At 43.3% G+C, this 13,435-nt stretch carries 10 protein-coding genes; 1 reads left to right on the plus strand and 9 read right to left on the minus strand.

Annotation, left to right across the window (positions count from 1 at the left end):
* Positions 1 to 9 precede the first annotated feature (9 nt).
* The 9 genes from M0221_RS09825 to M0221_RS09865 all read right to left on the minus strand — a co-directional run bounded on the left by M0221_RS09825 (position 10) and on the right by M0221_RS09865 (position 9,904).
* Positions 10 to 906 (minus strand): tRNA threonylcarbamoyladenosine dehydratase, encoded by an 897-nt coding sequence (locus tag M0221_RS09825; RefSeq protein WP_483283720.1) that lies wholly within the window; start codon positions 904 to 906, stop codon positions 10 to 12.
* Positions 907 to 978: 72 nt separating this feature from the next.
* Entirely contained in the window at positions 979 to 1,989 is a 1,011-nt protein-coding gene (locus tag M0221_RS09830) for a TatD family hydrolase (protein WP_483284779.1), read from the minus strand.
* A gap of 71 nt (positions 1,990 to 2,060) precedes the next feature.
* Positions 2,061 to 2,216: a hypothetical protein gene (locus M0221_RS09835; protein WP_020444125.1), complete on the minus strand. Its 156-nt coding sequence runs from the start codon at positions 2,214 to 2,216 to the stop codon at positions 2,061 to 2,063.
* 319 nt (positions 2,217 to 2,535) lie between these two features.
* Positions 2,536 to 4,788 (minus strand): type II secretion system secretin GspD, encoded by a 2,253-nt coding sequence (gspD, locus tag M0221_RS09840; protein ID WP_483283721.1) that lies wholly within the window; start codon positions 4,786 to 4,788, stop codon positions 2,536 to 2,538.
* A gap of 212 nt (positions 4,789 to 5,000) precedes the next feature.
* Complete coding sequence (locus tag M0221_RS09845; protein ID WP_483283722.1) at positions 5,001 to 5,903, minus strand: type II secretion system protein N; 903 nt, start codon at positions 5,901 to 5,903, stop codon at positions 5,001 to 5,003.
* Positions 5,904 to 6,734 carry a type II secretion system protein N gene (gene gspN / locus M0221_RS09850; RefSeq protein ID WP_483283723.1) on the minus strand — a complete coding sequence of 277 codons (831 nt, stop codon included), beginning with the start codon at positions 6,732 to 6,734 and terminating at the stop codon, positions 5,904 to 5,906. It abuts the gene before it with no gap.
* A 216-nt stretch (positions 6,735 to 6,950) separates the two neighbouring features.
* Positions 6,951 to 7,274 carry an H-NS histone family protein gene (locus M0221_RS09855; protein ID WP_020444129.1) on the minus strand — a complete coding sequence of 108 codons (324 nt, stop codon included), beginning with the start codon at positions 7,272 to 7,274 and terminating at the stop codon, positions 6,951 to 6,953.
* Between the two features lie 497 nt (positions 7,275 to 7,771).
* The gene (ssb, locus tag M0221_RS09860; RefSeq protein ID WP_483283724.1) at positions 7,772 to 8,431 is read right to left on the minus strand and encodes a single-stranded DNA-binding protein; all 660 of its coding nucleotides are present in this window, start codon (positions 8,429 to 8,431) and stop codon (positions 7,772 to 7,774) included.
* A 108-nt stretch (positions 8,432 to 8,539) separates the two neighbouring features.
* Positions 8,540 to 9,904: an MFS transporter gene (locus M0221_RS09865; protein ID WP_133105127.1), complete on the minus strand. Its 1,365-nt coding sequence runs from the start codon at positions 9,902 to 9,904 to the stop codon at positions 8,540 to 8,542.
* 584 nt (positions 9,905 to 10,488) lie between these two features.
* Between M0221_RS09865 and uvrA the strand changes: the two genes are divergently transcribed.
* The gene (gene uvrA, locus M0221_RS09870) at positions 10,489 to 13,395 is read left to right on the plus strand and encodes an excinuclease ABC subunit UvrA (RefSeq protein ID WP_483283725.1); all 2,907 of its coding nucleotides are present in this window, start codon (positions 10,489 to 10,491) and stop codon (positions 13,393 to 13,395) included.
* Positions 13,396 to 13,435 lie beyond the last annotated feature (40 nt).

The following is a 13,435-nucleotide window of genomic DNA, read 5'->3' on the forward strand; positions in this document are numbered from 1 at the left end:
AAATTCATATCAGAGGCTTGGTTTAACAGCCGCCTGCTTAAGCAATAATTGTAATGCCTCACTCACCATAAGCATGGCAACCACTGAGGTGACGACGACCGCCGAGCCATAACCATCACAGTGCAAACCACCTGTTTGACAGCTCTTGTCTACGCGCGGTGGTTCTGTCGAATAAACACACTTGATACCAAATTTCTCTTTTAAGGCACTATTAATGCCCTTTTCATGGCGCAATTTATTACGTAATTTGGCCAATAATGGATCTTGATAAGTGTCTCGTAAATCGCCGACTCTGATCTGACTAGGGTCTATTTTACCACCTGCCCCGCCAGCACAAACCAATTTTAGTTTGTTAAAGCGGCAATGCAAAGCAATGGCAAGCTTGGCATCCATATCATCGATACAGTCTAAAATCACAATCGGAGCGGTTTGTGCCGCCGTTTTTGCTTCTTCACGACTGGGTAGCAATGTTGCGACATTTTCAGTAGTCAAAAAATCATCAACCAAATGCAATGTAGCTTTTGGATTGATTTCACGAATACGTGCTGCCATCGCCTCGATTTTACTTTGCCCAAAGGTACTATCTAAAGCGGGCAGCTGCCGATTGACATTGGATGCTACCAATATATCTAAATCAATTAATGTAATAGTACCAACAGCTGTACGCGCCAAAGCCTCTGCTGCCCAGGAACCTACACCGCCTACCCCAATAACATAAACATGCGCAGCAGAAAATGTATCTACTGCAGCATTACCATACAGTGTCTGAGTACCTTTAAAACGGCGCTCATACTGCTCGACACCTCTATCTCTATCAGGTGTCTCTAATATTTCAGGTACAAACATTTGCTCTTCGATAGGCTCTGGTTGGATAATATCTGACTGCATCTGTGTGTCTTCATTCATAACAATGTGGAAACTCTTTTAAAAATTTTAATGTTAAACCATCTATATATTAATTAGTATGCGCTAAAAACTTCAAAGCGTATAAGACCACTTAGTTTGCAAAGCATTACAACTGTTGAGCCACAATTGCTGAGCGAGGATAGCCGCAGGAACATTTAGTAATTCGCTTAAGCTATGTAGTACGTAAAGCAAATTAGCAGGAACATTCCTACTATGCATAGACGTATCATCCCATTCGCTATTTTTATCTCGTCCAAGCACAGACACGTTATTAGATGACGCATCTTCTAAATTATTATCTAGCGTCTGGCCTAGGATAGGCATCATATCGGGGCAATCTGTCTCGATAACCAAACAGTCAATACCATAACTCTCAACCGCAGCTTGAATGGCAAGGCGCAGTTTTTTCGCATTGGGATTGGTTATTTGCCCAGTCACGCCAAGCTTAAGCCCTAATTTCGCAAAGGCTTTGGCTTCTTGTACACCACCACTAAAACTATGGGCAATGCCGCCAAGCTTACGCGCGTCATAATTATGTGCTTTTAGTAAAGCCAGTGCTTCGGCATGTGCTTTACGAATATGCAGCATAACAGGTAGCTGATGTGCCACTGCCATATCTAACTGCGCAATAAAAAACCGCTGTTGTTTGGCAAACGTTTCAGGCTGCTTCATGGCATCGGTAAAAGTATCTAAACCTATTTCACCAATGGCCAATGGACGCTGTTCATTTAGCATTTGCGCCATTTCTTCCAAATGGGCTTCTGTATGCTGCTCAATATAAAAAGGATGTAAACCTAGTGCAATATGTACTTTAGGAAAACGTTTTTTTTGGTTCAAACAATTTTTTTTATCCAATTGACAAAGATCATTTATCTGCTGCTGATTCTCATAAAGCCGTACAAAATATCGGTGCAAGTAACCAACCAAAACTAAATGGCGCACACCTTTATCATAGGCAAATTGCGCCTGCTTACCTCTATCCTTATCAAACACAGGAGCATCAAAATGCGTATGAGTATCAATTAAAGGAAAAATCTTCGTTCTTACTTTATTATTGATAGCTGATGTATCAATCCCCGTCATCAAGAAACTCCAAAATTCATCATTGCTATGATAAGTCAGCTTTCCCATTAACTACTTTCTAAATAATCATTTTACTCACTATCTGTACTTTTAGCTTTTTCTATAGGGTCATAATTTTCAGGCACTGGTTTGTGCGCCTTTTGACTGCTGCGTCTTGGTATCAGTACCAATGCAATACCCACTACGCTTAATGCCAGCCACTTTTTCTTATTATTAGTGCTTGCCATTATAGTTACCTTTTAAAATTAACTGACGAATAGTACTTAGCCGATATCTGATAAATACGGCTTTATAGATGATCTTTATCTATCTTAACAAAGATATCGTACTATCAGCAAAAGCGTGACATACCCATGTTATCTGTTTTTATTATACGCGTATAGCCAAGGCATATGTTTATCTATTATATGAATACGCAAACTAAAGTACGGTGTATGTAATACACCGTACTTTTAAGTATAGTAAAACTTTGAGAGAGATATGAAAGCAGAGTTTGGTAAGCGCTAAAATCTTAGATAATCTATTAGCAAACAGCCATAAAAGCGCTTAACGATTTAAGGGATAAGTTGTGATACCTGTGCTTGGACTATCAACACGAGTAAAACCTTTGGAAGTTGTTTTTGGCTTTTGATCCCGTTTAGGAATCAAAGGATTGAGTGGCATAAGCTCATAATCAGCACTAATATCACCATTCCAACCTTCGGTACCGCTTAATGGCAGCTGTTTAATCGTACCGTTTTTATCAATAACCAGCTGAAGGACGCGCATCTGATTGTATTTACGCTCTGTCACGCTTGCTACTGCGCCGCCATCACGGAGGATAGTCGGCTGTAAAAATATGATTAAATTGCTTTTTTGGCTATTGTCATTGTCCGAGCGGAACAGTCTACCGATAAGGGGTACATTACCCAAACCTGGCACTTTTTGTTGGCGCGTAGTGGAGTTGTCACGCATCAAGCCACCTAAGGCAATGGTCTGCTGATCATCTGCTAAAATGGTGGTATTGATCAGGCTTTTATTGGTGATAAGACCGCTGGCATTCCCAGCACTACCCGGTACAACTGAAGAAACTTCCTGTGATACCTCTAAACGTACGGTGCCGTTTGCACCAATATGCGGGATGACGTTTAGATTGATACCAATATCTTGGCGATCAATGGTTTGAAAAGGATTGGTCGAAGAGTCACTACCCGTGGTGTAGGAGCCTGTCACAAACGGTACGTTTTGACCCACTAAGATACTGGCTTTTTCATTGTCCAAGGTCAAAATCGATGGCATAGATAGCAGATTGGCGCTGGTAGAAGAATCAAGCGCTTGCAAGATAGCACCATAGAACTGCGCATTGCCTTTGCTGTCTTTACTACTACTGCCAATACCTAACAAAGCACCAGCAATGGATCCTGCTGCCGCGCTTATCCCTGTACCACCTGATAAAGCAGCAGCAGCAAGCGAAACTGCACTTGCGCCCACGTTATTAAAGTTCACCACGCCATAACCGCTATTGGCATTACCCAGTGCCCACTGAACCCCAAGCTGCGTTGCATCATCGCCCGACACTTCAACAATAGCTGCTTGAATCAATACTTGCGAGCGGCGGCTGTCTAACTGATTGACAGCGTCTTCGATCTCAAACATCAGCTCAGGTGCTGCATTAACAATGACGGCGTTTTGAGTTTCATCAGCGATAATACTAAAAGGTCGACCACCGATACCGATACTTGTACCCGCTGAACTATTATTCGGTAAAGGCATAGCAGCAGTACCACCGATACTATTGCTACCTACCTTACTATTAGCGCCACCAGTTAGCGACGACCCTGTAGCAGCGGCATCATTCAATGATGCTGACTCTAATGTTGAAGAACCACCAGAGCTATTAATGGATTGGCTGGCAAGGAGACCGCGCAGCATCTCAGCAATATGACCGGCACTGGCATATTTTAGGCGGAAAACACGCAGACCACTTAAGCGCCTTGAAGGCGTTGTGTCCAACTGATTGACCATCTCTTGAACTTTAGCAATCATCTCAGGACTGCCTTTAACCAACAGTCTGTCGCTCGCCGTGTCGGCGATAACCTTTAGCTGATTGTTGCCAGTTGCTTGACCGCTACCAGCACTCGCCACCAGCGCGCTAATCAACTCCATCATACGTTCGGCATCGACATGACGTAGTGGTATGACTTGTAAGCTGTCATTCACATTACTGTCTAAATCACGAATAAGCGCTGTCAGCTGATTTAGGCTATCAGCACGATCTGACAGCACTAATGCATTGACTCCAGGCACAGCAGCGGCATGTGCAGACGGTGGCATGAGCGGACGGATAACGCCCAAGACTTCTGCTGCTTGGGTATTGGTCAGATAAATCACGCGCGTTGCCAAGGTTTCACCGACGCTCTCACCACGTAAATCAACAGCAACACCGGTTTGTTTGGCGACGTTATCTGGCACCAGTTTAATCGTTGTTCCTGAATCGATAGCAGCAATACCGTTGACTTGCATCACACTCAAAAACAGCTGATAAATCTCATCACGCGACAAAGGCTTGTTGGAGATCACAGTCACATTACCGTTGATGCGCGGATCAAGGACGAAGTTTTGATTGGTAATCGTCGCCACTTCATTGATAAAGGCTTTGATATCAGCGTCTTGCAAATTGACCTTCCAGCTTTCAGCACTCACCAGCCCAGTACTAGCCGCCCATAGTGGTATGGCTAAGCAGAGAGGACGGCACAATCGCATCAAACGCTGCAAAATATGATGCAAAGGTGTGACTGACAAATTATAAGAACTGACCATATTGATGATTACCTACAGTGATGGCGCTTGGTATGTACTGAATTCAATGTATGTTGAATTTAATGGTTACTGGATTTGATAAGTCCTGATTCTTTAATGCTTTTGATAAGTCATAGTTCTAATTGATACTAAGTTATGTTGGCCATCATATCGCCAATCATATCAACCAACAAATATTTATTTTGAAGAATCCTTTTTGTCACTTATATATGCTAAAACTGCTGCCGAATCGTAATAACTTGATCGCCACGTTGTACTTCTATCTGTGCTTCCCCTGATTGCTTCACTTGTTGTAATACGCGAGCATCCTGAGCAGGATTACTACCGACGCTTTGCCCGTTGACTTTCAGTACTCGATCACCAGATTCAAGTCCCAAGCGATTGCGTATATTAGCAGGCATCGCTGCTGTGACTTGATAGTTATCGCCTCCTGCCATTACACCCATTCTACTTAAATAACTGGCAGGGTTTTCTTGTAATTCAGTTACTGCTTCGTCAATTGCAGATTTGGGCGCGCTGTCGCTAGGTGCTTCGGCAGCTGGTTGATTACCAGTATTGCTTAGGTCAGGCACAGGCGCATTAGGTAGCATATTGCCATCTTGCAAGCGCTGATTACTGACCCCGCCTGCGATCATCGCACTTTGATCAAGTGGCATGGCTTGTGGCATACGAATCACCGTTTCCTTGTCAATAGCATCAGCGATAATAATCTCGTTCCAAGCAACCGCAACCAACGTGTAATCGCTATCTTTTAAGTTATCACCAATTCGGTAGTTTTTGACTTCACCATTAACATCTAAAAGTGCCGAAGACAAACTCTCTGGAATGGCCAGCAATACACCCTTTAGCACAATACTAGGCGGCGGCTGCACTACAGCAGCGATAGGATCAGGGTCGGCAAAAATAGCAAATAGACTACTATAATCTGGAGCGGATAAGGCGTCATCCTGTAAAGGTACCAGTGGTAATGCCGGTGCTAACGGTGGCGCAAGCAGTAGCCATAAGAGTCGCGCTGCCGTCCAGCTTAACCAAGTGATTGCCAATAATAGCAGCCAAACGGCAAAGCGGTTAAAAATATTTAGCACAGGTTTTAAGCTTGTAGGGAGCGTCATCATCTAGCGTGTCCCTAGCCCATTTAACAGTGGTTGACGTACACTAACCACAGGCGTATCTTGCGGCGCTTTCCCCTTGTATTCAGGCATACTCTCGAGCAGACGCTGGGTCAAGCTGACATCCAACATATTATCGCCATCAAGATACAAGTCGCCTAAACGCTTGTCTTGATTGTTGACAAGATTGATATGCAGCAGATTTTTATTATTTTTTTGCTCGGTGCTCAGCTCAGCACGCAGCGCAGGTATGGTGAGATAAAATATTTTGCCGCCGCTAGGATAGCCAAGCTCGCCGCCAATCCATGTCAGCTGACCTGACGCTTGACGAAAGCCCGACGTGTTTCTATTAGAGTCACTGTTTGAGTCACCATCGTTTGAACCAGACTGACGTTTGAGCGAGATATTATTGACCTGAATTGGCGTATTTGGTAATTGCCAATCGACAACCCGAGTCAAAGTCTCAGGCGCAATTTTACCGCTCATGTCTTTTACTTCCCAAGAATTTGCGCCTATTTTTACCTGCCCATTGAGGCGAGTTTGCTCTGATAAAATATCAATCTTCGCACCAAACTTACCCAATAATAAATGCCACGGCTGCCATGACCATTCAGCCGCCCCGATCAATGGCGTCGCTGACAGAGGTATCTGCCAAATCGCAGCGCCCTGCCATACGTTACCGGACACATGCTGTACATAAGGCGTCTCTGGTGCATACTTTTCAAGTAGCCATGCTGCCGGCATTTGCAAAATAGCAAATAGCGCGAACAAGACAAGTCCAATCAACCACCACAGCTTACGGGGATGCTTATGAGACGAGGCAGATACTTGGGGCACGATGGCATAACTCTTATATCAGGTAAAAACGTCATTATCATAGCAAACAATAGCATACAGATGACAGCAAAAAAGCCAGTATCTTTTTACCACTATTTTGGTAAAAAGATACTGGCTTTTATCTGCCTATAAAGGTTCGATCTACTTGTTAAACAAACAGAATTTTATAGACAGAGCGTTCGTTGCTAAATATAACAGCAACTATCCATTAGAAAATTAAATAGCAAAATCTTCAAGACGACGACCTGCGGCTAATGCCTCTACTAACCATGTTGGTTTACGTCCGCGACCAGTCCATGTTTCTTCGTCATTGTCGGTATTACGGTATTTAATGCTACGCTTCTTTTCTAGTTTTTCGCCCGCTTGTAAAATCTCCTCGATACTGGCATTGCTTTCTTCAGCGATTTTTTCAAACTGCGTATAAGCATCATACAAGCGCTGGTGTTGCTTTTGAGCAATAAGCTGCTGCGCATTTTCAGTAATAGCACGTAGCTCATCAACATTTAAGCTGTTTAAATCAATAACATTACTTTTGTTCATAGTGTTTTCCACATTAAAATAAAGGGTATAAATAAATAGCATTTATACTAAAAATAGATTTATCAAGAATTACTAAATACAGTAATTATTAAATAACAAATCTTTCGAATATTGATAAAAATTTGATTGTCTACTGATAAATATGGTGTGAATGCTTAAAATTATAAGCAACGCTAATATAAACAAAAATACTGACAATAACAATGACTTATCGTTATTTTCTACTAATATCAATAAATGGTGGTTAATTCGATGACAATCAATGATATTAAATAAATAGCATTACTTATTAATCTCTCTTTAAATAGCCTCCGTAATGATTAAGGCTGTATAGTTGTTATAAGGCACATTGATGCACAGGTTCTGTTGTCATATCGATTTTAAAATGACTTAATTATATGAATTACTCCTTACACTTTCATTATCTGTACATACTAAAAAGCCTTGCTTTAGCAAGGCTCTAAGTTTATTTCTTTACACTTACTTAATCATGTATCCTAAAACGGAATGTCATCGTCTACAGGGCCATCTGGCATTGCTGTAGGCTTCGACTGCGCTGGTGCTTGAGTCGGTTTATTAAATTGATTCTGCTGAGCGGGCGCATTCTGATTGTTAAAGCTATTTTGATGACCACCCTGTGACGCACTGCCGCCTTGGTTATAACCGCCTTGTTGAGCGGGCTGACTGCCTCCTTGCTGACCATAGTCGTTCTGGCCACCTTGATTACTAAATCCACCGCCCTGATTACCATAGCCACCTTGGTTGCTTTGACCACCTTGGTTATTGCTACCAAAGCCACCACCAGCATCATTACTACCACCAGTCGAGCCATCTAGCATTTGCATTTGTTCAGCACGAATTTCAGTGATATAACGGTCTTGTCCGTTAGGATCTTGATATTTACGGGTACGTAAGCTGCCTTCGATATATACCTTACTGCCTTTACGAAGATACTGCGCAGCGATTTCACCCAAGCGATTGAATAGTGAGATACGATGCCATTCTGTTGCTTCTCTTTTTTCACCGCTTTGCTTATCTGTCCACTGCTCTGACGTCGCAACCGAAATATTGGTCACGCTACCGCCGTTATTGAATTGACGTGCCTCAGGGTCTGCACCGAGGTTACCGATGATGATAACTTTATTAACACCGCGCATGATATCGTCCTTTTACTTATGAATAATTTTATTACCAGCTTTAATCGAGTCTTTAATATAAAGCCTCAATCTTAGCAGTAATATACTTTTACTTTAACCATTTTTCTGTTAAATATCTAGAGGGCTTTGCGCCAAATGCGACAGCTCCTGTCGCGAAGTATCTGTGAGCTGCGTCTTGTCCAATTTTAAATAAGCAACCTGTTCTTTTGCCATGACCACCAGCTCATCAACACCCTCTACTGCCAGCATTTGCCGTGACCAGTCCTGAATATCGATATTCTTTGGTATCGTCACAGTCGTACTTGACAAATATGGTGGATCAGCAATAGGAATAATCAGCAGTAAAGAGGCGGCCATTATAATTGCCAATATGCCCCATGCCAACAAATTAGGCTGACTTAATAACAACCCGCCCATTGCGCCACCAACAAAAGCACCAAAGAACTGACTGGATGAATTTAACCCCATCGCAGTGGCTTTATTGGCGACTGGTGCGCGCTTGGATATCCATGAAGGAATCGTTGCTTCAAGTAGATTAAAGCCCATAAAGTAGAGCAATAAACCTAATATAATACCGACGCCAACCTGACCACCGAGCGCCAATAATGCTAAGGCAACCGTCATCAGTGCAATCGCGGCTAAAAATACTTGGCGCATTTTGCGTTTCTTTTCTGCGATAATAATAAAAGGTATCGCGACGGCAAAACCGATAAACAATAAAGGCAAATAGACCAAGCCTTGCTGACGTACCGACAATCCTAGTACGTCATTAAGCTGATGCGGTAAAATAACAAAGATAGCGGTCATGGTCAGATGCAGAGCAAATATGCCAATGTGCAAGCGATTTAGATCGCCAATTTTTAGAACTGTTGCCAACTGCTGACCAATCGATTTATTGTCTAAATTGTGCTTAAGTACCCGTAGCGGTGTCGGGACGAACAGTAACAATAACATCGCCAAAACTGCAAAGCCTGCAGTCAACCAAAACAATCCTGAGATGCCAAGCGAGCCTACTAATAGAGGCCCAAAGGCAAAAGCAAGCATGATAGAGGTCGCAATCGTCAAACCCATCGTCGCCATCGCTTTGGTGCGCATCTCCTCACGAGTTACATCGGCAAGTAACGCCATCAATACCGCAGAGACCGCGCCACTACCTGCCAGTGCTCGACCAATAATGACCTCGTAAATATCTGTGGCATTGGCAGCAATAATACCGCCGATGGCAAACAAGACAAGACCTAAAAATATAATCGGCTTACGCGGGAACTTATCCGCGGCAAGGCTCATCGGAATCTGAAATATCGCTTGTCCTAACCCATAAATACCGACTGCCAAACCAATCAGAAACGGCGTCGCATGCGCATAATTATCACCATACACAGAAAATACTGGCACAATCATAAACAAACCAATCATCCGCAAGGCAAAGATGCCACCGACCCCGAGGATTGCCCGTTTTTCTACGCTATTCATACTTGCCTCACTGGTTCATCATTGCTGGTTTATCACGGCAGCTCTGCTTGTATTATTACGACCGTATCAAGGCTTTAGCCTACAAATTAAGCTCACTAGTATAAGACATTCGCCGTTTGCTTGCCGAGACTTTTGCCCTCCCACTTCAGCATCATAGCGGCCACCGACTTAAGCCATTCATTTTACGCGATAATTTTGTTACCAAGTGCATCTGATGGGTCATTACACCTTGAATAATGCAGCTATCATGACAATAAAGTAAGACGTTGAGAACGTTGTGGTCTGAAAAAATTTATAATAATCTTTTTACAAAACGACGTTATTCTGCCAAATCTATAACAAACCACTCATATTAGTTAATCTTTATTTAGATTACCTTTATCCATTTCAAGTATTAAAAGCATATTCTAATATAGACAGCCATTACTATCGCTTTGTGAAAACTGCATATTTTTATAAAGCCGTATTAATTTGAATAGCAATTTTAAAATTATCCACGTTTTTGATGAATCATTTGACTCATATTGATTGCTCCTTTTAATTTTTTTGAAAATATCATTTAGCAAATAGGAAACCTATCACCGATGGCACACGAGTATATTAAGGTTCGCGGCGCACGCACTCATAATCTAAAAAATATCGATTTAGACATTCCACGAGATAAATTTGTGGTCATTACGGGTTTATCAGGCTCTGGTAAATCTTCATTGGCATTCGATACCCTGTATGCTGAAGGGCAACGCCGTTATGTTGAAAGTCTTTCGGCTTATGCGCGTCAGTTCTTATCTCAAATGGAAAAGCCTGACGTTGATAGTATCGAAGGCTTATCGCCGGCGATTGCTATCGAGCAAAAATCGACTAACCATAATCCGCGCTCAACCGTCGGTACGATTACCGAAATTTATGACTATCTGCGCCTGCTCTATGCGCGTATTGGTACGCCGTTTTGCCCTGAGCATGGCGAGCCAATGGTCGCGCAGTCGGTCACTGAGATGGTCGATCAAGTCATGGCATTGCCAGATGACACCAAAATCATGATTCTTGCGCCTGTGATTCGTGAGCGTAAAGGTGAGCATACGGTCTTACTTGAGCAACTGATTGGTCAAGGCTTTGTACGTGTACGCGTCGATGGTGATGTCTACGATACTGATGAGCTACCAACACTTGATAAAAAGAAAAAGCATACTATCGAAGTAGTCGTTGACCGCTTTAAAGTTCGTGATGATTTGGGTAACCGTGTCGCTGAAAGTTTAGAGACGGCTCTACGTTTAGGCCAAGGTTTGGTTACGCTACACTTTATGGATGGCAATCCAAAAGAAGGCGGCGATGAAAACCAAGTGATGTCAGCCAAGCACTCTTGCCCTGTCTGTGATCGTGCCGTCTCTGAGCTTGAACCGCGTATGTTCAGTTTTAATAATCCGTATGGTGCTTGCCCAAGTTGTGATGGTCTCGGTAAACGTCAGTATTTCTCTGCTGAGAAACTGATTACGCATCATGAAAAATCGCTTAATCAAGGCGCGATTAATGGTTGGGATAAGCGTCATGCTTATTACTTTGGTCTGCTATCAACCGTTTGCAATCATTTCAAAATTGACATGGATGCACCGTGGCAAGATTTACCAAAAGAACAGCAAGACCTTATTATGCAAGGCTCTGGTAAAGAGAAGCTGACGTTTAACTTTACTGATGAACGCGGTCGTAAAACCAACAAGACCGTACCATTCGAAGGTGTGCTTCCATACTTAGAGCGCCGTTATGCCAAAACCCAAAGCAATCTCGTCCGTGACGAGCTAGCGAAATACTTGGCTGATACTACTTGTAATGTCTGTGATGGCGCGCGTCTCAATGAGATCTCACGCAACGTCCGCGTCGATGATCAAACCATCGCTCAAATCGTGAAGCTGTCTATCGGTGATGCGGCTGAATATTATAAGACCATTAAAATTGGCGGTCATAAAGGCGAAGTTGCGGAAAAAATCTTTAAAGAGATCAATGAGCGTCTCAACTTCCTCGTCAGTGTCGGACTTGATTATTTATCCCTTGCCCGCTCTGCTGAAACGCTATCGGGCGGTGAAGCACAACGTATTCGTCTTGCTAGCCAAATTGGTGCAGGCTTGATGGGCGTGATGTATGTGCTCGATGAGCCATCGATTGGTTTGCATCAACGTGACAATGACCGCTTGCTAAAAACCTTAACGCGCTTGCGTGATTTAGGTAATACGGTATTGGTGGTTGAGCATGATGAAGATGCGATTCGTCAAGCGGATCATGTTATCGATATCGGAGTGGGCGCTGGCATACATGGTGGTCATATCATCGCTCAGGGTACGGTCGATGACATCATGGCGAATAAAGAATCGCTGACTGGGCAATATATGTCTGGCAAGAAAAGAATCGAGATTCCAAGCATTCGTCATAAAGCCAAAACGATCGATATGGAAGTCAAAGGTAAAGCCAAGCCGAAACAAGTACCGATGACTATTGAGCTCAAAGGTGCATCAGGCAACAACTTACACGATGTTGATTTGTCTTTACCAATCGGTATCATGACTTGTATCACGGGTGTTTCAGGTTCTGGCAAATCAACCTTGATTAACCGTACTTTAATGCCACTTGCCGCGACTCAGTTAAACAATGCTTCAACGCTCATCGCGGATAAGCATGACAGCATCAGCGGTCTTGAGCATTTGGATAAAATGGTCGATATCGATCAAAGCCCGATTGGTCGTACGCCGCGCTCAAACCCAGCGACGTATACCGGCGTGTTTACACCAGTTCGTGAAATGTTTGCACAAACTCAAGAAGCACGCGCTCGTGGTTATAAAGCCGGTCGCTTTAGCTTTAACGTCAAAGGCGGACGCTGTGAGATGTGTCAAGGTGATGGTCTTATCAAAGTTGAGATGCATTTCTTACCTGATATGTATGTGCCGTGTGATACCTGTGAAGGCAAGCGCTATAACCGCGAGACTTTAGAGATTCACTATAAAGGTAAAAACATCGCTGATGTGCTTGATATGACCGTTGAAGATGCCACTGAGTTCTTCTCAGCCATTCCAGCGATTTATCGTCGCCTGCAAGCCTTAATGGATGTTGGTCTCAGTTATATCCGTCTTGGTCAGTCTGCACCGACGCTATCAGGTGGTGAAGCACAGCGAGTGAAACTGGCACGTGAGCTTGCCAAGCGTGATACCGGACAGACGCTCTATATCTTGGATGAGCCAACTACTGGGTTGCATTTCCATGATATCGATAAGTTACTCCATATCCTTCATGCACTACGCGACAAAGGTAATACTATCGTGGTCATTGAGCATAACTTGGACGTCATCAAAACGGCGGATTGGGTGATTGATCTTGGTCCTGAAGGCGGTAAAGGTGGCGGACTGATCATCGCGGAAGGCACGCCTGAGGAAGTGGCAGAAGTCAAAGAATCATACACTGGTATATTCTTGAAGCCGATGCTTAAGCAAGCGATGAAAGAAGTCAGCTAATAGCGTTTAGATAATTATTGATGAAAGGCTACTCTTTAGG

The organism is Psychrobacter sp. ANT206 (genome assembly GCF_056880555.1).